At 40.9% G+C, this 24829-nt stretch carries 19 protein-coding genes; 18 read left to right on the forward strand and 1 reads right to left on the reverse strand.

All coding sequences use genetic code 11. From position 1 onward, the window contains the following. The first annotated feature begins 40 nt into the window (after positions 1 to 40). From RSX31_RS03540 to RSX31_RS03605, 14 genes are all read left to right on the forward strand, one after another. Positions 41 to 2209, forward strand: a complete 2169-nt coding sequence (locus RSX31_RS03540; protein ID WP_315633320.1) for a DNA topoisomerase III — start codon at positions 41 to 43, stop codon at positions 2207 to 2209. A 101-nt stretch (positions 2210 to 2310) separates the two neighbouring features. Then, a complete protein-coding gene (locus tag RSX31_RS03545; RefSeq protein ID WP_148969268.1) occupies positions 2311 to 2832 on the forward strand; it encodes an ankyrin repeat domain-containing protein in 522 nt (173 codons plus the stop codon). A 286-nt stretch (positions 2833 to 3118) separates the two neighbouring features. Further along, complete coding sequence (locus RSX31_RS03550) at positions 3119 to 4567, forward strand: carbon starvation CstA family protein (protein ID WP_315633322.1); 1449 nt, start codon at positions 3119 to 3121, stop codon at positions 4565 to 4567. Positions 4568 to 4995: 428 nt separating this feature from the next. Continuing rightward, complete coding sequence (locus RSX31_RS03555) at positions 4996 to 5886, forward strand: nitrilase-related carbon-nitrogen hydrolase (protein WP_315633324.1); 891 nt, start codon at positions 4996 to 4998, stop codon at positions 5884 to 5886. Between the two features lie 92 nt (positions 5887 to 5978). Further along, complete coding sequence (locus RSX31_RS03560) at positions 5979 to 7334, forward strand: NAD(P)-dependent oxidoreductase (RefSeq protein ID WP_315633325.1); 1356 nt, start codon at positions 5979 to 5981, stop codon at positions 7332 to 7334. 22 nt (positions 7335 to 7356) lie between these two features. Beyond that, positions 7357 to 8643 carry an NAD-dependent dihydropyrimidine dehydrogenase subunit PreA gene (gene preA, locus RSX31_RS03565; RefSeq protein ID WP_315633327.1) on the forward strand — a complete coding sequence of 429 codons (1287 nt, stop codon included), beginning with the start codon at positions 7357 to 7359 and terminating at the stop codon, positions 8641 to 8643. Between the two features lie 16 nt (positions 8644 to 8659). Next, positions 8660 to 10087: a dihydropyrimidinase gene (gene hydA, locus RSX31_RS03570; protein WP_282137948.1), complete on the forward strand. Its 1428-nt coding sequence runs from the start codon at positions 8660 to 8662 to the stop codon at positions 10085 to 10087. Positions 10088 to 10218: 131 nt separating this feature from the next. Then, a complete protein-coding gene (locus tag RSX31_RS03575) occupies positions 10219 to 11691 on the forward strand; it encodes an NCS1 family transporter (RefSeq protein ID WP_315633330.1) in 1473 nt (490 codons plus the stop codon). A gap of 63 nt (positions 11692 to 11754) precedes the next feature. Next, positions 11755 to 11958, forward strand: coding sequence for a hypothetical protein (locus tag RSX31_RS03580; protein ID WP_113968125.1), 204 nt, complete (start codon positions 11755 to 11757; stop codon positions 11956 to 11958). Between the two features lie 21 nt (positions 11959 to 11979). After that, positions 11980 to 12165, forward strand: a complete 186-nt coding sequence (locus RSX31_RS03585; protein WP_282137946.1) for a hypothetical protein — start codon at positions 11980 to 11982, stop codon at positions 12163 to 12165. Between the two features lie 71 nt (positions 12166 to 12236). After that, positions 12237 to 13838 (forward strand): PucR family transcriptional regulator, encoded by a 1602-nt coding sequence (locus RSX31_RS03590; protein WP_282137945.1) that lies wholly within the window; start codon positions 12237 to 12239, stop codon positions 13836 to 13838. A 148-nt stretch (positions 13839 to 13986) separates the two neighbouring features. Next, positions 13987 to 15453, forward strand: a complete 1467-nt coding sequence (locus RSX31_RS03595; RefSeq protein WP_282137944.1) for a CoA-acylating methylmalonate-semialdehyde dehydrogenase — start codon at positions 13987 to 13989, stop codon at positions 15451 to 15453. A gap of 21 nt (positions 15454 to 15474) precedes the next feature. After that, the gene (locus tag RSX31_RS03600) at positions 15475 to 16827 is read left to right on the forward strand and encodes an aspartate aminotransferase family protein (protein ID WP_282137943.1); all 1353 of its coding nucleotides are present in this window, start codon (positions 15475 to 15477) and stop codon (positions 16825 to 16827) included. Between the two features lie 102 nt (positions 16828 to 16929). Continuing rightward, complete coding sequence (locus tag RSX31_RS03605; protein ID WP_282137942.1) at positions 16930 to 17298, forward strand: VOC family protein; 369 nt, start codon at positions 16930 to 16932, stop codon at positions 17296 to 17298. A 49-nt stretch (positions 17299 to 17347) separates the two neighbouring features. On the opposite strand, the gene RSX31_RS03610 is transcribed toward RSX31_RS03605, so the two are convergent. Beyond that, positions 17348 to 18274 carry a VanW family protein gene (locus tag RSX31_RS03610; RefSeq protein ID WP_315633335.1) on the reverse strand — a complete coding sequence of 309 codons (927 nt, stop codon included), beginning with the start codon at positions 18272 to 18274 and terminating at the stop codon, positions 17348 to 17350. Between the two features lie 130 nt (positions 18275 to 18404). On the opposite strand from RSX31_RS03610, the gene RSX31_RS03615 reads away from it, so the two are divergent. The 4 genes from RSX31_RS03615 (at position 18405) to mutL (ending at position 24669) form a co-directional block, all read left to right on the forward strand. After that, positions 18405 to 19223: a hypothetical protein gene (locus tag RSX31_RS03615; protein ID WP_282137940.1), complete on the forward strand. Its 819-nt coding sequence runs from the start codon at positions 18405 to 18407 to the stop codon at positions 19221 to 19223. 116 nt (positions 19224 to 19339) lie between these two features. Then, the gene (locus tag RSX31_RS03620) at positions 19340 to 19960 is read left to right on the forward strand and encodes a DedA family protein (protein ID WP_315633336.1); all 621 of its coding nucleotides are present in this window, start codon (positions 19340 to 19342) and stop codon (positions 19958 to 19960) included. Between the two features lie 184 nt (positions 19961 to 20144). Further along, entirely contained in the window at positions 20145 to 22766 is a 2622-nt protein-coding gene (gene mutS / locus RSX31_RS03625; protein ID WP_315633338.1) for a DNA mismatch repair protein MutS, read from the forward strand. A 13-nt stretch (positions 22767 to 22779) separates the two neighbouring features. Next, positions 22780 to 24669, forward strand: coding sequence for a DNA mismatch repair endonuclease MutL (gene mutL / locus RSX31_RS03630; protein WP_315633340.1), 1890 nt, complete (start codon positions 22780 to 22782; stop codon positions 24667 to 24669). Positions 24670 to 24829: the final 160 nt, after the last annotated feature.

Here is a 24829-nt window from a genome sequence, read left to right on the forward strand (position 1 = left end):
ATATAGAAACAAAACACCTAGTATTGAAAGGATTTTTAACATGAAAAAGATTTTAGTCCTGGCAGAAAAACCTTCTGTCGGTAGAGATATTGCCAAAGTACTTCAGTGTACGAAAAAAGGAAATGGATTCTTAGAAGGAAACGACTATATCGTGACTTGGGCTCTGGGACATTTAGTCACATTGGCAGAGCCTGAAAGCTATGATGACCGCTATAAAGCATGGAAGCTTGAGGATCTGCCCATGCTCCCTTCATCCCTTAATCTTGTAGTCATTAAGAAAACAGGAAAACAGTTTAGCTCAGTGAAATCACAAATGAACCGTCCTGATGTCAAAGAAATCGTCATTGCCACTGATGCCGGCCGGGAAGGGGAGCTTGTTGCCCGCTGGATCATTGAGAAAGCCCGGGTAAATAAACCGCTGAAACGATTATGGATTTCATCTGTCACCGATAAGGCGATTAAAGACGGATTCAATAAACTGAGAGATGCTAAACAATACGAAAACCTATATGCAGCTGCCCAAGCGAGATCTGAAGCCGATTGGTATGTGGGAATGAATGCTACCAGGGCTTTGACTACCAAGCACAATGCACAGTTATCATGTGGACGTGTACAAACACCTACGTTAAGCATCATTGCCCAGAGGGAAGAAGAAATCAGGAACTTTAAACCACAAACGTATTATGGCATACAGGCTACAACGGATCGTGGTTCGTTTATTTGGTCAAACCATAAAAATAAAGATACGAAAACATTTTCGAAAGAAGAAATAACAAGCGTCATGAAATTATTGAAGGACAAAAAGGAAATCACTATTCAGAAAGTAAAAAAATCACAAAAGAAAAATCACGCCCTTTCTTTATATGATTTAACAGAATTGCAAAGAGATGCTCATAAAATCTTTGGCTATTCTGCCAAAGAGACACTATCCATTATGCAGAAATTGTACGAACAACATAAATTAGTCACTTATCCACGAACAGATAGTAAACATTTATCCAGCGATATGGTCGCCACATTAAAGGACAGATTGAAAGCGGTCAGTGTACAACCTTATCGTAAAATGGCTCATTTAGCGTTGCAGAGTTCAAACCAACTTTCAAAAGCATACGTTGATGACCAAAAGGTGACGGATCACCATGCCATAATACCGACGGAGGAGACACCTTTCCTACAAAAGTTACAGGACCGTGAAAGAAAGATCTATGATCTAGTCGTGAAACGCTTCTTAGCTGTATTCTACCCTCCATATCTTTATGAACAAACGACGATAGAAGCCTCGATTGGGACTGAAACCTTTCAGACGAAAGGTAAGCGGATTGTAGAAATCGGTTGGAAAGAAGTATATGATTTTGATTCAGAAAAAGATCAATTGCTATCAAAAATGGAAGAAGGGGATATATTTTCCGTTCTGTCAATAAAAGAAACAGAAGGGCAGACGAATCCTCCCGGCCGTTTCAATGAAGGAACACTTCTATCCGCTATGGAAAACCCAAAGAAATTCATGAAAGAAAGTAACAAAGATCTTCTTGACACCATACATGAAGCAGGGGGACTCGGTACAGTTGCGACAAGGGCAGATATAATTGAAAAGCTTTTTAACTCAGGAGTGATTGAACCGAAAGGAAAAGAAATTCTAATTACGTCTAAAGGAAAGCAATTATTGGAGTTGGCACCACTTGAATTACAATCCCCGACCCTTACAGCAGAGTGGGAGCAAAAGCTTGAAAAAATCGCAAATGGTTCTCTTAATAAGCAGGAATTCTTAAAAGAGATTAAAGATTATACAAGTAAGTCGGTTAGTGAAATTAAGAACTCTACTAAGAAATTCTCTCATGATAATCTAACCGGAACGAAATGTCCTGACTGTGGAAATCTGATGCTTGAGATAAAGAATAAGCATGGTAAGAAATTAGTCTGTCAAGATCGCGAATGTGGTCACCGGAAAAATATTAGCAAAAAAACCAATGCACGGTGCCCGAATTGCCATAAACGCTTAGATCTAAGAGGTGAAGGGGAAGGCCAGATGTTCACATGTGTGTGTGGACATAGAGAGAAACTTTCAACCTTTAATGATCGCAGAAAAAAAGAAAAGAATAGCAAAGCAACTAAAAGGGATGTAAATAAGTATTTGAAAACACAGCAGAATGATGAGCCGGTCAACACTGCATTAGCCGATGCTCTGGCAAAATTAAAACTGGATCAGTAATTTTTTTATAGGGATGACTCCCTATTTTAGGAGTCATCTCTATCTTTTTTTGATTATGATTGATAGAATATTTGTAATTATGTGAAAATGAGGTGAGTGTGATGACATCAATTACCATTCAAGAATTTTTTGAAGCAATTGAAAAAGGCGATAAAGAGACAGTGGAGCAGTCATTGAGAAATGACACCAATCTTTGTAACGCAGATAATGAACAAGGTTTAATAGCATTAGGGGTGGCTGCACATTATGGTCATAGAGAAATCGTTGAGCTTCTGCTGAATTTTGGTGCGGATATCAATTCCTTCTCAAATTCGAAAGTTTCCTACATTCCTTCTAATACGGCTTTACATGCAGGAATCGCCGGGAAGGCTTCAAAAGAACTGTTGGAATTTTTACTAAAACAAGGAGCAAATGTGAATCAACCCGATTCATCAGGGCACACACCGTTACATGTTGCTGCTTTCGACGGAAGTGAAGAAATTGTGTCCCTGTTACTGGCTCACGGAGATGGACAAGAGATACATTCAGGGAATGACCGTACTCCATTGGACATTGCAAGAGAAAGAAATAATAAAGAATTCTTAAAAGCCCATGAAGAATTTGCAAAAGGAAAAGTACAGTAGCTTCGAGCATGTGTCATGCACCTCTTTAAAGGGGTGTATTTTATTTTTGCGATTTTTGTTAATGAGAGGTTGATTCATACAACATGATTCACTCTATATGTATTATGTTATGAAACTTTTTTTGAGCAATGTAAGGGATTACATTGTTGGCTTGACGGTCTTTAGTTTAAATGTGAGTTAATTATTTATTCGGAAGAAATAATATTTTTAGAAAATTCTGTTGTTATTTGTCGTTTCGCATATTAAAATAAACGTTAAATTCATTTACTGAAGGGAGGACATCGTGATGCTAACTTTTCTTGCATCCATCTGTATTCTAGTAGTAGGTTATTTCATTTATTCAAAGGTGGTAGAGAGGATTTTCGGTATTGATGATACCAATGTGACTCCTGCATACTCAAAGGAGGACGGCTTAGACTTTATGCCCATGAGCTGGTGGAAAGCAAGCCTGGTTCAATTGTTAAACATTGCGGGGTTAGGTCCGATCTTCGGGGCAATTTTAGGTGCTTTGTATGGACCTGTAGCATTCCTATGGATTGTGATTGGCACCCTATTTGCCGGAGCGGTTCATGATTACTTTTCTGGAATGTTATCTCTAAGGCATAGTGGAGCTCAGTTTCCTTCAATCGTAGGAAAATATTTAGGAAAACCTGTACAATCCGTTATGAACATTTTATCAATCGTGCTGATGATTCTCGTAGCCGCGGCTTTTACATCAGGCCCTGCACAACTAATGGCAGAGGTGACACCGCTTAATTTTATGACGTCTCTTGTCATTATTTTTACATACTTTCTCATTGCAACTGTCTTACCGATTAATAAGATTATTGGAAAGGTTTATCCGTTCTTTGGAGCCATCCTTATCTTTATGGCAGTAGCGATTGGAATTGGGTTGTTTTTCTTTGAACATCCAGTCCCAAATCTAACATTTGAAAACTTACATCCAAATGATTTACCTCTATGGCCTTTACTGATGGTTACCGTTTCATGCGGGGCAATCTCTGGATTCCATTCCACTCAAAGTCCCATCTTAGCCAGAACCTTAAAAAAAGAAAGTGAAGGACGAAAAGTATTCTATGGAGCGATGGTGGCTGAAGGAATCATCGCATTGATCTGGGCTGCAGCAGGTATGGCATTCTTTAATGGAACAGCTGGGCTTCAAGAAGCATTGGCAGCTGGTGGACCTGCAGGAGTGGTAAATGAAATCAGCAAAACGACGTTAGGCACGTTAGGTGGAGTACTAGCTGTCCTGGGTGTAATAATCCTTCCAGTCACAACAGGGGATACTGCGTTAAGATCATCAAGAATGATGCTTGCTGATTTAATGAATGATATACGTAAGAAAGATGTTGAAGGGAAATGGCTGCCGGTCTTGTTAGTTATACCGGTGGCAGTCCCGACGTTTTTACTTACTCAGATTGACTATACCTTCCTGTGGAGATATGTTGGATGGTCCAACCAGGTAGTAGCAACCGTTATGTTGTGGACTGCTGCCATTTATTTATTACAACAAGCAAGATTCCACTGGATATGCAGTATTCCTGCATTGTTTATGACAGGAGTTGTAAGCTCGTATATTTTTTACGCTCCAGAAGGTTTTGGTCTTTCCTATTCAACAGCAATGATGATCGGTTCCGTCATTTGGTTGGCTGTCTTGATATGGTTTGTGGCACAAGTAGTAAAATACAGACCTCGCAGGAAACAATTACTAGAGATGAAGTCAGTAAGTTCATAACGATAATCGACAAAAACAGCCTTTTCAGTGGAGAAGGCTGTTTTTTTAGGATAAGTTCAAATGGTCTTGCATAGACCTATAAGAATGAAAAGGAATGAATCAAGAGGGCAGTCTGTATTTTTTGTCGATTGAAAACTGAATTTTTAAAAGATTTAAACAAATCATTCTACAAAATTCGTAATGAAAGTATGCTACCTTAAGAGAAACCATTCATTTTATTGAATGTACATAATGACAAATCAGGAACGTAGTTAGTGTTACAGATTGTATAGTGCATTCTGTAAAAGTACGGGTTAAAATAAAGTGAAAATACTTAAAATTCAGATTTTTATTTCAATCGGTGAAATCTAGTAAGTGTGAACCAATGGAGAAAAAATAATGAAAGCGCTTACTATTTTATATAATCTATTTGTGCAGGGGGTAATGAAATGTCAGACTTGGTGAAAATTGGACTTATTCAAGCTTCTCATGATGTAGATGGTAGTGAAGGGGTAGATGTCCATAAGGAGCAAGCGATCAAGAAACATGTGGAACTGGTGCGAGACGCAGCAAGAAAGGGAGCTCAAATCATTTGTTTACAGGAAATCTTCTATGGTCCTTACTTTTGCTCAGAACAAAACCCAAAGTGGTATGACTCTGCTGAAGAAATACCAAATGGCCCTACAACTAAAGAGTTCCAGGCGTTAGCCAAAGAGCTGAGTGTCGTCATCGTCCTACCAATCTATGAAAGAGAAGGAATAGCTACTTACTATAATACGGCAGCGGTCATCGATGCAGATGGATCCTATCTTGGAAAATATCGAAAGCAGCATATTCCACATGTTGGGGTTGGAGAGGAAGGTTACGGATTCTGGGAGAAATATTACTTTAAACCAGGAAACCTCGGGTATCCGGTATTTGATACTGCTTATGCAAAAGTAGGAGTTTATATTTGCTATGACCGTCACTTCCCGGAAGGGGCCCGCCTATTAGGTTTAAAAGGGGCGGAAATTGTGTTCAATCCATCTGCAACTGTAGCCGGATTATCTGAATACTTATGGAAGCTTGAGCAGCCAGCCCATGCGGTGGCAAACGGCTACTACTTAGGAGCTATTAATCGTGTTGGTTTTGAGGGTCCTTGGAATATGGGTGAATTTTACGGACAGTCCTATTTAGTCGATCCGAGAGGCAGCTTTGTTTCCATTGGAAGCAGAGATAGTGATGAGGTCATTATCGGTGAAATGAATAAGAAGCTATTACGTGAAGTCCGGGATACATGGCAGTTCTATCGAGATCGCAGGCCTGAAACTTATAACGATATGACGGCTTTACTTCCTTAATAATTTGAGGCTGAGGGTGAACCATCATTGTCAGCCATGGGGTGTTTAACAGGTTATGGAAATTAATAGGAAATGGATAGGGGGAAGTCAGTTTGTCTAACACACTTTCATTACTCAATCTTGAGAAGAATTTTCTCGAAGCCCATGAGGGATTGACCAATAGGGAAGCCGTGGAGGAAGCAAATCGCTGCTTGTATTGTTATGATGCTCCGTGCATAACAGCTTGTCCCACAAGCATTGATATACCTTCATTTATTAAAAAGATTGCATCCGGGAACTTGAAGGGATCGGCAAAAACAATCATGTCTGCAAATCCTGTGGGTGCGAGCTGCTCACGTGTCTGCCCGACAGAAGAGCTGTGTGAAGGGGCTTGTGTACTGAATCATTCTACTAAGCCAATCATGATTGGAGACCTGCAGCGATATGCAACAGATTGGGCAAGACATAACGACACGGTGCTATTTGAAGCAGGGGAACCAAATGGGATCAAAGTAGGGATTATCGGAGGGGGACCAGCCGGCCTATCGGCTGCAAGGGAACTTGCCCGCTTCGGATATGAAGTAACCATCTATGAAGCGGAAAAGGAAGCTGGAGGCTTAAATACTTATGGAATCGTATCTTTCCGACTTCCCCAGAGCATATCTTACTGGGAAGTGGAGCAAGTAAAGAAATTGAATGTCGATATTCGAACCAATGTAAAGGTTGGTCAAGACATATCTGTAGATGAAATCGTAGAGAGACATGATTTTGTCATCCTGGCAGCAGGAATGTCCCATGTTCCAAATTTGAAAATTGAAGGGGAAAACTTAAAAGGTGTTCATGACGCCATTGAATTTGTTAAGGCAACGAAAAGTGGCAAGCTGTCGCAAGATTATGTAGGCAAAAAAGTGGTGGTGATCGGAGCGGGGAATACAGCCATCGATGGAGCCACCTGTTCTGTCCGCTTAGGGGCAGACAATGTAAAAATCTTATACCGACGTACACAAGAAGAAATGACGGCTTATGATTTTGAATACGAATTTGCAAAACAGGATGGAGTAGAATTCCGCTGGCTAACGTCACCTCAGCGAATTATAGGAAATGAAGCGGGAGAAGTAACGGGAATCGAATGTATCAAGATGGAGTTAGGAGAGCCTGGTGAGGATGGAAGAAGACGTCCGATTCCTGTCAAAGGCTCACAGTTTGTGCTTCCTGTTGATGCAGTCATTAAGGCGATTGGCCAAACTCGTCATCTATCACTTATTGAACAATTCGATCTGGAGCATTCAGACGGTGTTGTACAGGTTAATCTTGAAACCTTCCAAACCTCTAATCCAAAGATTTTCGCCTGTGGAGACGTTGTTTTTGGTAAGGGAGTAGGAGAAGCAATGGTCGTTACGGCTGCAGAGCAAGGGAAGCTTGCCGCCTATCATTTACATGCACAATTGGAGAAAGTCCACGTGAATTAAGATTGTCCTAGGGGGGGAACTCATGGCAAATTTAAACATTGATTTAGCAGGAATAAAATCACCTAATCCATTTTGGCTGGCGTCCGCGCCACCAACGAACTCGGGTTATCAGGTTCAAAGAGCATTCGAGGCCGGTTGGGGCGGTGCAGTATGGAAAACATTAGGGGAGCCTATTATTAATGTATCTTCAAGGTTCGCAGCTGTAAGTTTTAATGGTCAAAAAGTAGCAGGATTCAATAATATCGAACTCATTACCGATCGACCATTAGAAGTGAATCTGAAGGAAATCTATGAAACAAAAAAACGATTTCCCGATCATGCAATCATAGCATCATTAATGGTAGAGCCTAAACAAGAAAAATGGCATGAAATCGTAAAGAAGGTTGAAGACGTCGGTGTTGATGGGCTGGAGCTGAATTTCGGATGTCCACACGGAATGGCTGAACGGGGAATGGGATCTGCGTCCGGTCAGGTACCAGAACTAGTCGAGAAACAAACCTTTTGGGCGAAAGAGGTGGCCAGGACACCTGTAATTGTAAAATTGACACCAAACATTACAGACATTACTGTCACAGCTGAAGCGGCTGTCCGCGGTGGTGCGGATGCAGTAAGTATGATCAATACAATCAACAGTTTAGCAGGAGTTGATCTGGATTCCTGGAATACCATTCCTCATGTAGCCGGAAAAGGTGCTCATGGAGGTTATTGCGGACCTGCTGTTAAGCCAATTTCATTGAATATGGTCGCCGAGTGCGCCAGAAATCCACGTATCAACGTTCCGATTTCAGGGATGGGGGGAGTTTCAAATTGGCAGGATGCCGTCGAATTTATGCTAATGGGAGCATCGGGTGTTCAGGTATGCACTGCTGCTATGCATCACGGTTTTAGAATTGTCGAGGATATGCTCGATGGCTTAAATAATTATTTGGATGAAAAAGGGATTGCATCAGTCCAGGATATCGTCGGGAAATCAGTACCGAGATTTTCTGATTGGGGAAATCTTGATCTTAATTATAGTGTTGTGGCAAAAATCAACACGGATGTTTGTATTAACTGTAATAAATGTCATATTGCCTGTGAAGATACGTCTCATCAATGCATTGACATGCTGAAAGATCCTAAAGGAAACAGCTATTTAAAAGTGCGGGAAGAAGATTGCGTCGGGTGTAATTTATGTTCGATTGTATGTCCGGTTGATGGGGCTATTGACATGATAGAGGTTCCAAGTGGCCATATGCCAATGACATGGAATGAACGTCAAGCGGTAGTAGGGAACCTATCCGAAGCTAGAGTAAACGCGGCGAAATAATTCTGGAGGTATGGAAATGAATAAAATTATTCAAAATGGAACCATTATTACGGCAACAGACACATATAAAGCGGATGTGCTTATACAGAATGGTAAGATCGCAGCTATAGGTAAAGGGTTTGATACTAGCAATGCAGAAATAATTGACGCGAATGGAAAGTACATTTTTCCCGGTGGGATCGACCCCCATACTCATCTGGAAATGCCTTTTGGTGGGACGGTATCAAAGGATGATTTCGAGAGTGGAACCATTGCAGCAGCGTTTGGAGGAACAACGACACTCATTGATTTCTGTTTGACCAATAAGGGAGAACCTCTTCAAAATGCAATTGATACTTGGCATGCGAAGTCTAAGGATAAAGCAGTAATCGATTATAGTTTCCATTTAATGATCGGGGAAATCAATCAAGATGTCCTATCGCAGCTTCCTGAGGTGATGGATAAAGAGGGGATTACATCATTCAAAGTCTTTATGGCATATAAAAATGTATTCCAGGCAGACGATGAAACGCTATTTAGAACCTTAATAGCCGCGAAGGAATTAGGAGCACTCGTAATGGTACATGCAGAGAATGGCGACGTTATTGAGTATTTAACCGAAAAGGCTTTAGTGGAAGGGAAAACGGAACCAATTTATCACGCGCTGACGAGACCTCCTGAACTGGAGGGGGAAGCGACTGGCCGTGCAGCTAAACTAACCGGATTGGCAGATTCCCAATTATATGTTGTGCATGTTTCCTGCTCTGATGCCGTTGAACAGATTTCAGCAGCGAGAAGTAAAGGATTGAATGTTTGGGGAGAAACATGTCCTCAGTATCTTGTGCTTGATCAAACCTATTTAGAACGTCCGAATTTTGAGGGAGCTAAATACGTTTGGTCGCCGCCCCTTCGTGAGAAGTGGCACCAAGATGTTCTCTGGAATGCCTTGAAAAGTGGTCAGCTGCAAACAATAGGGTCAGATCAATGCTCATTTGATTTCCAAGGGCAAAAAGATCTTGGGAAAGATGATTTCACTAAAATCCCGAATGGCGGACCGATTGTAGAGGACCGTGTATCCATATTATTCTCAGAAGGAGTTGAAAAAGGGCGGATAAGCTTAAACCAGTTTGTTGATATCATGTCTACACGAAGTGCAAAGCTGTTTGGCCTCTATCCTCAGAAGGGAACCATTGCAGTAGGTTCTGATGCAGATGTGGTCATTTTCGATCCTAATGCTGAGAGAGTGATAAGTGCTGAAACTCATCATATGGCAGCAGATTATAACCCGTTTGAAGGCATGAAGATAAAAGGTGAACCTGTTTCTGTATTGTCCAGGGGTGAATATGTCATTAAAGACAAACAGTTTGTCGGTAAGCTGGGAACCGGAAAGTATATTAAGAGAGCAAAATACGGTAAGCTTCTTTCAAATGAAGAGAGTGAAGCACTTCAATCCTCTAAGTCTTAAAAACTTTAGAAAATAATGCATCTTAACTGTAGAACAACTCCTGCCAGAGGAAGGGAGGCTGCCTTCCTCCGGCCACTCTTGTCAAAGATTTGGTTTTGCCATTCGATGCAAACAAATAAGGGGTGTTCAAGATGAAGAAAAGTTATTTAAAGTCTCCTGATTTATTACCGATTAAAGAGAGCGAAAGAAAAATCACCAAGCTTGGCTATTCATTTATGTGGGTTGGAATGGTTGTCGTTCTTGCAACCTTCGCCATTGGCGGAGCCGGAGTCGTATCCCTACCCCTACCTCTTGTTGTACTTGCCACCATCATTGGGTCACTTGCGATTGGTCTATTTATTACATTGACCGGGGATATCGGGATTGAGCATGGGGTATCATTCCCAGTCTATATGAGAGCCCCTTTTGGAACGCTTGGAACCCATATTCCTTCTGTAGTGCGTGGTCTGGCAGCATCAATGTGGTTTGGAATAAACACTTACTTTGGTGCAACAGCGATGAATGGTATTTTAAATATTTTATTTGGTTTTGATAATTGGTTTGTTTGTTTCGTGATTTTTGCGGTCCTTCAATTAGTGAATACAGCTCTTGGGATTAAAGCTGTGGAAAGATTTGCCGACCTTGCCGCACCTGTCATCATTCTTATTTCTGTATGGATGTATTCATCCTTATCTGAATCTGCCGCTTCTCAAGGAAGAGACATTTGGAGCTGGGTTGAAAGTCCGGTAACAGGTGCTGCTACTTTTACGGCTTTTCTGGTAGTCGTCTTTAGTAATATGGGATTTTGGGCCACACTATCTGCTGATATTCCGTCCATTTCCAGATTCATGAAAGCTCCAAAAAATGAGCGGAATTGGTTTAAGAGAAACAAAAGCTCGATCATTGGTAACCTTGTAGCCCTCCCTATTACTCAATCATTTATGGTGTTAATTGGTGGGATTTCGTATATTGCCGTTTTAAATTATGATCCCGTCGTAGCCCTTCAAGAAGCAGCGAGCGGATTCGTTTTAGGGGTCCTCCTTCTGATGATCGTCCTGGCTCAATGGTCAACGAATATAGCTGCGAATATCGTTCCGGCTGCAACAATATTCTCTAATGTCGGTGGACCAAAATTCCCGTTCTGGGCAGGGGTCATTACTGCTGGTATTGTGGGTACGATCGTACAACCATGGAACCTTTTTGGTGTAATCATTCCAGTTCTACTATTCGTAGGAGGCATACTGTCAGCCATCGTAGGGATTTTGATTTCAGATTATTATTTTATCAGGAAGCGAAGAGTCAATGTACCTGCATTATATGAAGACAAAGGACAATTCAAGTATATGAATGGAGTGAATCTTGCAGGGTTCATTTCATGGATTATTGGAGGAGTTGCCTCCTATTACGTTCCAAACTTCACTTTTTTAGTCGGCTTCGGGGGTGGAGCTCTTTGCTATTATGTATTAGCTAAATTCTGGTGGTTTAAGAAATATGAGCAGGCAGAACTAATTGATCCGAGTGATGAGAAATATCTTGGCTTGTCTGTCGGCCGCGATTGGGAAATTCAAGTCGAAGAAGAAGTCATTGTATCAGACGAATCCCCAACAGGCACAAGTTTTTCTTAGAATCATGAAAGCAAGGTAGTTAAGGTAGTTATTATCTGAAGATACGATAGAAAGGGTGTCGTCATGTCTGATTATCAAGAGTTTTTAAGTGAACGGGATAAAATTGATTTTCTCATTCAGAAAGGTTTTAAAATTGAGAAAATAACAGAGAACCTAAGTGGAGCATTTGTTCTGTTTAAGCATACTGAAAATAAAAGAAGTGCCACTCTTCATGTGAAGACGGCAAATGCACGAAAATATTTCTCAAATCTATTACTTCAAAACTAACAGTTGAAGGGGGAAACTTGGATGAGTGACGTTATGGGACCGCGTGAAGGAAAGGAACTGACACTCTTTCCTGGAAATATGCAAACGTCTGACGAGCTAATCGATTGGGTGTTAGCCGTTTTATCTTCACAACAGTTATCAGATGAAGAAATAAGGAAATGGTGGAGTGAAGAGATCCAGTTTGCAATCCCCTATATAGAAGAATAGAAGAAAAATGAAGGATTGGTTCCGCCAATCCTTTTCTCCATTTTCCTAAGGCAGAACAAGAGGAGAGAAAAATGAAAAGTAATTACTATTTCTCAGTAGAAGATATTCTAGTAAGAAAATACTTTGAACATGCTAAAGTGATTGCTGGGCACAATGGTCTCAGCCGTCAAGTGAAGTGGGTCCATGTAGTCGAAGTAACATCGATAAAAAATCTTCTTAACGGAAATGAACTGATACTTTCTACAGGAATAGCTTTACAAGAGGAAGAGACCTTTCTTTCACTCCTTCATCAGTTAATTGAGAGTGAAGCAGCAGCCATTTGCATTGAACTTGATACAAATATTTCTACGATTCCAATTTCTGTATTAAAGTGTGCAGATGTATTTGATTTTCCTATTATCGTGTTTCAAAGGGAAGTTCCGTTCGTTAGTATAACTCAGGATATTCATTCCGTCCTTATCAATCAGCAATACGACATGATAAAAAAACTGGATTCATATGCACAGGAGTTAAACAGAAGGCTGCTCGGCGTTAATCACTTCAGAGAAATCCTTCAGGTTTTACATAAGGAGCTTACTGTTCCTGTACTATTTCAGCTAAAAGAACAAGAGGTGGAAATCTATCCTCTCATGAGCTCACCTGATGAAGAGAGGATACGAGAATGTTATCACAGTCATAAAGATTCCCGTAATCATCATTTTGCCTCCACTAAAGTTATTCTATTTGACCAGGAATACGCAGAGTTATGTATATACAGAAGCGATCATCCTTTTAGTGAATATGAGCTTCTTATATTGGACAGAACTTCAACGGCGTTAGCCCAGTATTTAATGAGAGAATTGTATTTCAACGAGCAAAAACGTTTAGAAGACTCTAAATGGATTACCTGTTGGCTAAAAGGAGAACAGTCCTATGAGAGACTCTCCGCATTTTTAGGTGACTTAAATGTACAGGTCAATGGTGGAGTCGTCTGTATTTGCCAGACGAATAGGCTGAATGAACAAGAGCCGATTGATTTTACCTTTTTTAACCTTGTCACCAGAAGCATTTTTGAACAACAGGGTTTTCGTGTGTTACCCGAAAGAGTAGGAAATGATCTCATTTTCATTCTTCTGGACACCAGGAGGACAGGAGATTGGAAAGCGAGAGTCACCAGTGCCTACGAAAAGATTCTTCAGTCTGATTTCTTTAAAGATTCTTCACAAACAGTATTTGCAACGGGCAAGTACCAAATGGAGACGATGGAAATTCACAAGAGCTATGAAACAGCTAAAGATAGTCTCATGTTTCAGTCAAAGGTGGATGCTTCAAAAGCGTATTTTTTCTTTGATGACTTGCATTTATACAGGCTGATTTCAATCGTTAACAACAATGTTAATCTGTGGGAAATGATCGAAGAGTACCTCACTCCGCTCCTGGATTATGATCGTAAACATGATGGCAGTCTATTGAAGACGTTGAAGGTTTTCCTTGCATGTCAGGGATCAAAACAGGAAACATCAAAACAACTATTCATTGTAAGACAAACACTCTACCATCGCCTCAAAAAAATTGAAGATTTACTTGGAGATGATTTCATGACCTCTGATAAACGTGTGGCCATCGAGTTTCTCCTTGCTGCCCATGACTATTTGCAACCACTCAGCTCTTTGAAAAAGTCGAAGATTAATTAATTGTAAAATGTCAAATTGAGAGGTCAGGTTCTTTTACACAATGTCTAATGCATCCACTTACAATTTATTTCATAATAAAACTATAAACGATACGATAGGTTCTGCACCACACAGAAAAATCCAATGAAAAAATAAGGAGGAACTAAATATGACGATAATAAAAAAAGACGTAGCTGTATTAAAGAATTACATTGGAGGTGTATGGGTTGATTCACTTAGCTCGCAGACCTTACAAGTAGTGAATCCTGCTACAAATGAAGAGATTGCAAGAGTCCCGGTTTCTACTAAAGAAGACGTCGCTATGGCTGTGAAGGCTGCCAAGCAAGCCTCACAAACCTGGAAGAAGACGCCGGTTCCAAAACGTGCACGTATTTTATATAAATACCATTCTTTACTTTCAGACAATCATGAGGAATTGGCCAAACTGGTTGTACAGGAAAATGGTAAATCATTTAAAGAGGCGTATGGTGAAGTGCAGCGGGGACTTGAGTGTGTGGAATTCGCTTGTGGTGCACCGACTTTAATGATGGGTGAAACGTTGAGTGGTATTGCAGAGGATATAGATTCAGAGATGTTCCGTTATCCACTTGGGGTAGTGGGGGGGATCACGCCATTTAACTTTCCAATGATGGTACCCCTGTGGATGTTCCCGCTTGCAATTGCGTGTGGAAATACCTTCGTGTTGAAGCCATCTGAAAGAACCCCGATTTTAGCCAATAGGCTTGCAGAGTTATTAACAGATGCAGGAATGCCTGATGGTGTATTAAATGTCGTACATGGTGCACATGATGTCGTAAATGGGTTGATCGAGCATAAAGAAGTAGCAGCCATATCCTTCGTCGGGTCTCAGCCGGTGGCTAAATATGTGTATCAACAGGCTGCCTCTCATGGGAAAAGGGTGCAGGCATTATCCGGGGCGAAGAATCATCATGTTGTCATGCCTGATGCAGATATGAATAAAGCGGCTGAGCATATTATCAGTTCAGCGTTTGGCAGTGCCGGCCAGAGATGTATGGCGTGCAGTGCCGTAGTGGTTGTAGGGGATAATGAACCGTTTGTTAAAGCTTTAAGTAAAAAAGCAGATGAGTTATGTATTGGTAACGGAATGGACGAAGAAGTGCTTCTCACTCCCGTCATTCGAAAAGAACATCGGGAGAAGACACTTGGTTATATTGACAAAGGTCTGCAGGAAGGCGCATCCCTAATACGAGATGGGCGTAAAGAAATGGATGACTTCAAGGAAGGAAACTTTTTGGGTGCAACGATCTTTGACCATGTTTCACCGGATATGACCATTGCAAAAGAAGAAATGTTTGCCCCTATCCTCAGTTTACTGAGAGCCAAGGATTTGGATGAAGGACTTGATTATATTCGTCAATCACGATATGGAAATGGTGCTACGATTTACACGAAAGATGCAAAGGCTGTCCGACAGTTCAGAGAAGAAGCAGACGCTGGAATGCTGGGTATCAACGTTGGTGTTCCTGCGACAATGGCGTTCTTCCCATTTTCAGGGTGGAAGGATTCTTTCTATGGGGATATGCATGTAAACGGTAAAGACGGAGTAAATTTCTATACTAGGAAGAAAATGATCACTTCTCGATTTGATTTTTAATCTGAGTTAGGGGGAACTTTCATGGTGAAAGCAGGTCAATCTCAAGATGTATGGTTAAGGAATGATGAAAAGCTCATTTGGCATTCCATGAAACCATACAATCCCGATGGAACAATGGTCGTTACAGAGTCTGCCGGGTCCTGGATTACAGATAAGGATGGTCAAAAATTTCTGGATGGCATGGCAGGGCTTTGGTGTGTAAACGTAGGATATGGTCGACAGGAATTAGCAGAGGCAGCTTATCTTCAGCTAAAAAAAATGGCGTACTTTCCACTAACACAAAGTCATCAGCCGGCTATTGAGCTTGCTGAGAAATTAAATCATTTACTTGGGGATGACTATGTCATTTTCTTTTCCAACAGTGGCTCAGAAGCCAACGAAACCGCCTTTAAGATTGCCAGACAGTATCACCAGCAAAAAGGGGAACACGGACGGTATAAAATTTTTTCCAGATATAGAGGGTATCACGGGAATTCCATGGGGGCCCTGGCCGCAACAGGTCAGGCTCAGCGGAAATATAAGTATGAGCCGTTAGCTCCCGGATTTATCCATATCGCTCCACCCGATAGCTATCGCGATGAAACATCGGGGCAAAGCCCACATGAACTTCCTGGAGTAAAGGCAATTGATCAAGCGATGACCTGGGAATTAAGTGAAACAGCGGCTGCGTTGATCATGGAACCAATCATCACAGGAGGTGGGGTACTCGTTCCACAAGATGAATATATGAAAGCGGCGAAAGAAGTTTGTGAGAAGCATGGAGCACTCATGATTGTCGATGAAGTGATTTGTGGCTTTGGACGTACAGGCAAGCCATTTGGTTTCATGAATTATGATGTAAAGCCGGATATCATCACAATGGCAAAAGGGATTACAAGTGCGTATCTTCCGTTATCTGCAACAGCCGTGAAGCGTGAGATATATGAAGAGTTTAAAGGAACTGAGGAATATGATTACTTCCGCCATATCAATACATTCGGTGGAAACCCTGCAGCATGTGCCCTTGCTTTGAAAAACATTGAAATCATGGAGAGTGAGAAGCTTTTTGAACGCTCCGCTGATCTTGGTGAAAAGGCATTGAACATGTTGAAAAATCATTTGCAAGATCATCAATATGTTGGAGATGTTCGAGGAAAGGGTCTATTAATTGGAATTGAAATGGTAAGTGATAGGGAAACAAAAGAACCTTTAGACGTCTCGAAGGTCAATGAGGTGATTGGATACTGTAAACAAAAAGGTGTAATCATTGGGAAAAATGGGGCTACAGTCGCTGGTTATAACAATGTGCTTACTTTATCACCACCATTGAACATAGAAGAGGAAGATCTGGATCTGTTATTATCCACCGTGATGGATGGGATCAAGCAACTTTAATAATAATGACTGGGAAAACACCTGTTTGTGCAGGTGTTTTCCCTTTTCTTATTAAATTGAATTTTATGGTAAAATAGATGAGTAAGAACATAGGGGGAGGGGATGAGCATCATTTTCAAAGGGATTGATCATATTCAGTTTGCTGCTCCAAAAGACAGCGAAGAGGAAGCTAGAAAGTTCTTTGGTGAAATTCTTGGTCTGAAGGAAATACCGAAACCTGAAAATCTTCAAGGGAGAGGCGGTTGTTGGTTTCAATATGGACCCCAAGAAATTCATGTGGGGGTACAAAATGATTTTGTGCCAGCAACAAAAGCACATCCAGGATTACTTGTTACAGATTTAGAAGCACTTAGAAGTAACCTAATGGAGAAAGGAATCAGGATAAAAGAAGATACACCGATTAACGGTAGAAATCGCTTTTTCGTCTCAGATCCATTTGGAAATCGAATTGAATTTTTAGAATACCATTAATAATGAATGCACCTCATGAATTAGGAGGTGCATTTTTATTTTCAAAACACTATTCTTGAATGAATTTATCCACATCTTTCTCCATAGATGAATTTTGTGAAGCGCTAGGTACCTTTCTTTTTTCCACATTGATAAGATCGGAAGAATAAATCGAAGTGATAACTTGCCCGCCAATTACTTTTGCACGGATGAGCAGTGGCTGGTTATATGCGTTTCTAAAAGTGAAGTCGGGTCCATACCAGCTAACTGTAGCATCTCTGCCCAGAGGCACGTAAGGAACCCTCTTTGAATGATGATACCGTTCTAATATTTTTACACCAGCCTGGTCAACCGCATTAAATAAAGTGGATGATACCTGACAAATCCCACCCCCTATATCTTCTGAGAGTTCCCCTTTTATAATCACGGGGGCTTTTTTATATCCCTTTTCTTTCGTTCTTTTTCCAACCACACCGTTAAAGGAGAATACTTCTCCAGGGAACACAACCGTATTATTGATTCTCTCTGTCGCTAGAACGATATTTTGAGTCCGTTCCTCATTATGCTTATTGAAATATGTGACGTATCTTCCAATAAGCTGTGTTCGGATGTGCGCAAGGATCTCACTGTCGACTTTGGGATGTAATGTCATAAGGGGTGCTTCCGTATTGATTGACCCTCTAGAAAAGAAGAAGGAATGAACCAGCTCACGAAATCTCCGTTCATTAAGTTTGTAACCGGCTCTTTCTGAAATAATTTGATTATTCTCATTGATATAAGCATTCTGAGGAGGGGTATAGACCTGATTTTGCACTTCTGAAACTAATTCCTCATATTGCTTTTCGTCCATTATTGGTTCATCTACCAATGGTATATTCAATGAATTTCGTTCTATAGAAATTGGCGCATGATTTTGAAATTGAATATGTAATTGATCTTGACCATTCATCACAGGAAACAGTAATAGACCAATTGAACTAAGTTTAATCCAGAGCATCTGAACCCTTCCTTTCGTATGTAGTATCGGTGTAAAAGGCTTCTTTCATGTTAAATCCTAATTGCCAAAAATTGATGGTTATGTATTTGCAGTTGTGATTAGAAACTAAGGAAAAAAAAGAGGTCTTTACATGCTTTATTTATTCAGGTTCATGATGGTTGTATCTTTACTTTTTGCCTGCAGTGCTAAACCTGCGGGGGCAATGCCTAGTTTTACTGTAGAAATACTTCCGTGGGATCAAGTGAAAGAGATCATTCCTAAGCAATCGTATTTTACGATCATTGATGTAGAAACCGGCCTTTCTTTCAAGGTACAAAGAAGAGCAGGAAGCAAACATGCGGATGTACAACCAGTTACAAAAAAAGACACGAAAATCATGAAATCCATCTATGGGGGAAAATGGAGTTGGGACCGTCGTGCAATTCTCGTTTTAGTACATGATCAACTTATATCTGCCTCAATGAACGGAATGCCGCACGGAGCAGGCGCTCTCCAAAACAATTTTCCGGGACATTTCTGCGTGCATTTTTATGGAAGTACAACCCATAAGACACCAACGCCTGATTTGGCCCATAAGATCATGATTTTAAAAGCAGGTGGAAAACTGGATGGGTTTCTATACAAATTAGATCCCTATGAGTTGATCAGTGTCATGGAGATTGCTGTCAATCAGCATGATAAAAAGCTACTTTCACAAGTGATGTCTGGAAGTAATGGGTCCTTAAAGGAAACCCTAAAAAGAGTGAAACATATGGATGTTACTAAAAGATCGATACTTCCTGTAGAGGATTTACCTGCACTTGTTGGGATGAAGCTAAAGGTTAGAGTGAAATGGATACGATCGAATCAATCTCAAGAAGAAAATAACGTTCAATTCATCATTCGGAAAGATGCGATTGAAGATCAATGGAAAATTGATGGTCATGCATTTCTTGAGGAAATGGATTAAGGATCAATCATATACATTATTTACCTCCAGTGGATGAATTCTTATTCTCTATGTGCGTTTTTAATATGCAAAATAGGGAAAAGGGTATAAAAATAAATCGTGGAGGGAACACACCGATGTTTGATTTTGTAATAAATTTAATTAAGGAGCTTGGAATGTGGGGGTTATTCGCTGGAAATGCAATTGAAGCGTCATCCTTGCCATTTCCGGGAGCCCTCGTGACACTGACATATGGTTACCTTTTAGATCCATCTTGGACGAAGCTGATCATTTTAGCATTCACAAGCAGCTTGGTTTATACTGTATGTAGTTACATCCCATATGGAATAGGATATAAATTAAAAGATAAACTCAATGAAAAAACCAGCTCAAAGAAATTGGCTAAAGGTCAGAAATGGTTTCGGAAATGTGGATTGTGGAGTATTGCCATCACGAGACCGCTTGGCATTGGTAACTATATTTCTTATGTTGCAGGTATTAGTAAAGTGAATAAATGGACATTTGGCGGATTAACGTTCATCGGAATCTTTCCAATTACCCTCACGATGTTAATAGTCGGCAAGAATGGAAATCTCAAGTATGTACAGTCTTTGATGAGTAACATACAAACCTACCTTCTCATTGGAGGGGCTATACTGTTGATTGGTTTCTTATCATATAAATACTTTTATAGATTTAAGGCAAAAAACACCAGCTGCTTGGAAGATGAGTCAAGCATAGCAAAACAAACCGAATAAACAAGACATCGATTCGCTCCTCATTTGGGAAGCGGATTTTTTTGTGAGAAAAGGAGATGCACACACTGATCGTAAGTTGACCAGAACCGGTTTCCTCAATCTACTACATGCTCCAACCCTTTTACGTGTGATATAATGAATAGTCGAGATTAGTAGATTTACATGGAAAGGTTTGAATGAAACCATGACACAATATACCCCAATGATAAAACAATACCTACAAGTAAAGGCAGAATACCAAGATGCCTTTTTATTTTTTCGTTTAGGTGATTTTTATGAAATGTTTTTTGACGATGCCATTGCAGCATCACAGGAACTTGAAATAACGTTAACAAGTCGTGATGGGGGAGGGAAGGAACGTATTCCCATGTGTGGTGTTCCTTATCATTCTGCTCCTAATTACATAGAGCAGCTCATCGATAAAGGCTTTAAAGTAGCAATTTGTGAACAAACCGAAGATCCGAAACAAGCTAAGGGAGTTGTGCGGAGAGAAGTTGTTCAGCTCATTACACCCGGTACGGTTATGGATGGTAAAGGCCTGAATGACAAAGAGAACAACTATATTGCTTCTGTAACAGATTTTAAAGATGAAACTTACGGACTTTCTTATAGTGACTTAACAACAGGGGAAACAAAAGTGACTTTGGTCACAGATGGTCTTCAAGCATTGTTGAATGAATTATCTACGATTGGTGCGAAGGAAGTCGTCATTCACCCCGATCTAAATGAAGCGGTACAAGGAAAGATTAAAGAACGAAACGAAGTTACCTTGTCATATGAGAAAGGAGCTGAAGGTGGAGGAGATTTTGCTCATCTCGTTGCCCCTTTAAAACAAGATAAACTAATAAAAGCTTCCTCCCTCCTTTTTCACTACCTCTTCCGTACACAGAAGAGAAGCCTTGATCATTTACAAATTGTTGAGACATATCAGCTGCATCAATTTATGAAAATGGATTACTATTCGAAGCGAAATCTGGAGTTGACGGAAACGATCCGCTCAAAAGGAAAGAAAGGTTCGCTTCTTTGGCTATTAGATGAAACGATGACGGCTATGGGAGCCCGGTTACTCAAGCAATGGATCGATCGACCACTTATTCATAAACAGGACATTGAAAGACGTCAAACGGTTGTTGAGGTGCTATTGGAGCGATTCTTTGAGAGGCAGGACCTTAGAGAAAGATTAAAGGAAGTGTATGACCTAGAGAGGCTTGCGGGGCGGGTTGCGTTCGGTAATGTGAATGCACGTGATTTGATTCAGCTGAAAAAATCACTTCAGCAAGTACCCGTGTTAAAACACCTGGTGGGATCACTCGAAAATGAAGCAACCGATGATCTCGTAAGGAAACTTGATCCATGTGAAGAGCTGACAGATCTTCTTGACCTGGCTTTAGTGGAAAATCCTCCTCTTACAATTAAAGAGGGAAGTCTGATTCGGGATGGGTATCATAATGAGCTTGATCAATATCGTGATGCAAGTAGAAACGGGAAGACCTGGATTGCTCAGCTCGAACGTGATGAAAGGGAAAGGACTGGAATCCGGTCTCTTAAAGTTGGATTTAACAGGGTCTTTGGCTATTATATCGAAGTAACGAGAGCAAACCTTCAACACCTGGAAGAAGAACGCTATGAAAGAAAACAGACATTAACGAATGCTGAACGTTTCATCACCCCTGAGTTAAAGGAGAAAGAAGCGCTTATCCTTCAGGCCGATGAAAAAAGTGTGGAACTGGAATATGAACTGTTCCTTGGAATTCGTGAGAGAGTCAAGGAATTCATCCCCCGCCTGCAGAAGCTCGCGAAACTCGTAAGTGAATTGGACGTTCTCCAGTGCTTTGCAACGGTAAGTGAAAAGCGTCATTATATCCGCCCTGTCTTTAATGAAGAAAGAATAATCAGGTTGAGGGACGGACGTCATCCGGTTGTGGAAAAGGTGATGGGCGCTCAGGAATATGTTCCGAACGACTGCTATATGGATCAAGAAAAAGAAGTCTTTCTTATAACAGGACCGAATATGTCGGGGAAAAGCACTTATATGAGACAAGTGGCTTTAACGAGTATTCTTGCTCAAATTGGGTGTTATGTTCCTGCCAGTGAAGCAAACCTGCCAATCTTTGATCAAGTATTTACGCGAATTGGGGCAGCGGATGATCTGATTTCAGGTCAAAGTACTTTCATGGTGGAGATGTTAGAGGCAAAAAATGCGATCATCAACGCTACTCAGCAGAGTTTAATATTATTTGATGAAATTGGACGCGGTACCTCCACTTATGACGGCATGGCATTGGCCCAAGCGATTATTGAATACATTCATGAACATATAGGGGCAAAAACTTTATTCTCCACTCACTATCATGAGCTGACGGTTCTTGAAGAAGAATTACAAAAGGTGAAAAACGTACATGTAAGTGCCATGGAACAAAACGGGAAGCTCGTATTCCTTCATAAAATCAAAGAGGGAGCAGCTGACAAAAGTTATGGAATTCATGTTGCCGAACTTGCAGAACTACCTGAAGCCCTGATTGAAAGAGCAAACGAAATCCTTCTTGAGCTTGAGCGTAAGGATGAGACTTCTCACTACAGAGAAGTGGCTGTTGCGAGGGAATCAGCTGTTGAGAAACACGAGCCAAGTGAAGAAGAACTTGCCCAGCTCTCCTTTTTTTCTGATGAGAAAAAGGAGATCAAAGAAAAGCTTACTTCTAAAGAAAAGAAATGCTTAGAGGAGCTTAAAAAACTCGATATCCTGGAGATGACTCCCTTGGATGCAATGAACACTCTCTACGTGATCCAAAAGAAGATAAAAAATTAATGGAGGTGAAACTGTGGTGAAAATATTTCAGCTTGATGATTCGCTTTCCAATAAAATTGCCGCCGGTGAAGTTGTAGAAAGACCGGCTTCTGTCGTGAAGGAGCTCCTTGAAAACAGCATAGATGCAGGCGGATCCGTAATCGAAATTCATATCGAAGAAGCAGGCTTACATTCGATACGCATCATTGATAATGGTGACGGTATCGAAGAGGATGATGTGAAAACAGCTTTCAAACGACATGCAACCAGTAAAATCAAAGACGAAAATGATTTATTCCGTATCCGGACATTGGGATTTAGAGGAGAAGCCCTGCCCAGTATTGCTTCCGTTTCCCATTTTGAGCTGAAAACGAGTACGGGAGATGGGCCAGGTACGTATATCGAACTTGAAGGTGGAGAAATCAACTCACTCGAAAAAACATCGTCAAGAAAAGGCACAGATATCACAGTTTCACACTTGTTCTTCAATACACCTGCACGATTAAAATATATGAAAACCATTCATACTGAGCTGGGAAACATTACAGATGTGGTGAACCGGATTGCCCTGGCACATCCTACCGTTTCAATCAAGCTTTTGCACAACGGTAAGGCACTATTACACACCAATGGTAATGGAGATGTCCTGCAGGTTCTGGCAGCTATCTATGGGGTAGGAATTGCCAAAAAGATGGTTCCGATTGAAGTGAGCTCACTTGACTTCAAGGTTAAGGGCTACATCTCCCTGCCGGAGGTTACACGTGCTTCCAGAAATTATATTTCAACGATGATCAATGGAAGGTTTATAAAAAACTATGCTTTGGCGAAAGCAATCGGCGAGGGGTATCACACACTTCTTCCTATTGGTCGTCACCCCATCGTCCTTCTTAGCATAGAGATGGATCCCATTCTGGTAGATGTGAATGTACATCCTTCCAAGATGGAGGTCCGCATTAGTAAAGAAAGTGAATTAAATGGATTAGTTACTGAAGGAATCAAAAAGGTGTTCAAAGGAAAAGAATTGATTCCTTCAGGATCAGTGGCACCGAAGATTGTTCAGCCGAAATCAGAGCAAACGTTTATGAACCTGGATCATTCGGCTAATTTTCAGGCGAAAGAGGAAAGAGCGGGATTCGCAGGTGCGGTTCGTGAACGGTTGCTTCCTCAAGAAGGGCTGGAAAAGCATTATGAGTCAGAACTACAAAAAAACGAATCTCACGAGGCAAAAATTCCTGTTTCAGATGAACCAGCAGTTCCGGACTTAACGCACACAATTGAGGAAGAAGTGGAATTCCAGGATATAAATGAGGAAGAAGCATTCGATGAGAAAGGTCACTCTCACAGAGTTCCTCCGCTTTATCCTGTTGGCCAAATGCACGGTACTTATATCTTTGCCCAAAATGAGCGCGGCCTATATATCATTGATCAACATGCAGCTCAAGAACGAATAAAATATGAGTTCTTTAAAGAAAAAGTAGGGGAGGTTGCGAAGGAGCTCCAAGAACTTCTGGTCCCTCTTACCCTTGAATTTTCTACAGATGAGTACATTAAAATTAATGAATACCGCCATCTTCTGGAAGAAGTCGGTGTGTTTCTGGAAGAATTCGGCTACAATAGCTTTATTGTCCGGGCTCATCCTCAATGGTTCCCAAAAGGGGAAGAACAGCAAACCATCGAAGATATGATCGAACAGGTGTTGAAAATGAACCGGGTTGATATCAAAAAACTCCGGGAAGAAGCGGCTATTATGATGAGTTGCAAAGGTTCGATCAAGGCGAACCATCATTTGCGCAATGAAGACATGCAAGCTTTACTGGAAGAACTGAGAAGAACCAGTGACCCATTTACCTGTCCGCACGGGCGACCTATTATCATCCACTATTCAACTTATGAAATGGAAAAGATGTTTAAACGAATAATGTAAAAATAGCCGGTGGAATACTGCGAATCCATCGGCTGTTTCTATTTAGTTTTAAACACCAGTGTCAAAAGGAATAATTCGTTTAAATACCCTACCAACAGCATGCAAGGTACCGAAAAGATGATGCTGAATAGGTGATTTTGTATCAAAAATATGCCTCACC

It is taken from the genome of Rossellomorea yichunensis (genome assembly GCF_032337515.1).
GTDB lineage: Bacteria > Bacillota > Bacilli > Bacillales > Bacillaceae_B > Rossellomorea > Rossellomorea yichunensis.

Coding starts and splice junctions, on each gene's coding strand:
- hydA (WP_282137948.1), top strand. CDS start 8,660: ATGAATAAAATTATTCAAAATGGAACCATTATTACGGCAACAGACACA.
- RSX31_RS03585 (WP_282137946.1), top strand. CDS start 11,980: ATGAGTGACGTTATGGGACCGCGTGAAGGAAAGGAACTGACACTCTTT.
- RSX31_RS03595 (WP_282137944.1), top strand. CDS start 13,987: ATGACGATAATAAAAAAAGACGTAGCTGTATTAAAGAATTACATTGGA.
- RSX31_RS03580 (WP_113968125.1), top strand. CDS start 11,755: ATGTCTGATTATCAAGAGTTTTTAAGTGAACGGGATAAAATTGATTTT.
- RSX31_RS03590 (WP_282137945.1), top strand. CDS start 12,237: ATGAAAAGTAATTACTATTTCTCAGTAGAAGATATTCTAGTAAGAAAA.
- RSX31_RS03545 (WP_148969268.1), top strand. CDS start 2,311: ATGACATCAATTACCATTCAAGAATTTTTTGAAGCAATTGAAAAAGGC.
- mutS (WP_315633338.1), top strand. CDS start 20,145: ATGACACAATATACCCCAATGATAAAACAATACCTACAAGTAAAGGCA.
- RSX31_RS03600 (WP_282137943.1), top strand. CDS start 15,475: ATGGTGAAAGCAGGTCAATCTCAAGATGTATGGTTAAGGAATGATGAA.
- RSX31_RS03555 (WP_315633324.1), top strand. CDS start 4,996: ATGTCAGACTTGGTGAAAATTGGACTTATTCAAGCTTCTCATGATGTA.
- RSX31_RS03575 (WP_315633330.1), top strand. CDS start 10,219: ATGAAGAAAAGTTATTTAAAGTCTCCTGATTTATTACCGATTAAAGAG.
- RSX31_RS03550 (WP_315633322.1), top strand. CDS start 3,119: ATGCTAACTTTTCTTGCATCCATCTGTATTCTAGTAGTAGGTTATTTC.
- RSX31_RS03605 (WP_282137942.1), top strand. CDS start 16,930: ATGAGCATCATTTTCAAAGGGATTGATCATATTCAGTTTGCTGCTCCA.
- RSX31_RS03615 (WP_282137940.1), top strand. CDS start 18,405: ATGCTTTATTTATTCAGGTTCATGATGGTTGTATCTTTACTTTTTGCC.
- RSX31_RS03620 (WP_315633336.1), top strand. CDS start 19,340: ATGTTTGATTTTGTAATAAATTTAATTAAGGAGCTTGGAATGTGGGGG.
- preA (WP_315633327.1), top strand. CDS start 7,357: ATGGCAAATTTAAACATTGATTTAGCAGGAATAAAATCACCTAATCCA.
- RSX31_RS03540 (WP_315633320.1), top strand. CDS start 41: ATGAAAAAGATTTTAGTCCTGGCAGAAAAACCTTCTGTCGGTAGAGAT.
- RSX31_RS03610 (WP_315633335.1), bottom strand. CDS start 18,274: ATGCTCTGGATTAAACTTAGTTCAATTGGTCTATTACTGTTTCCTGTG.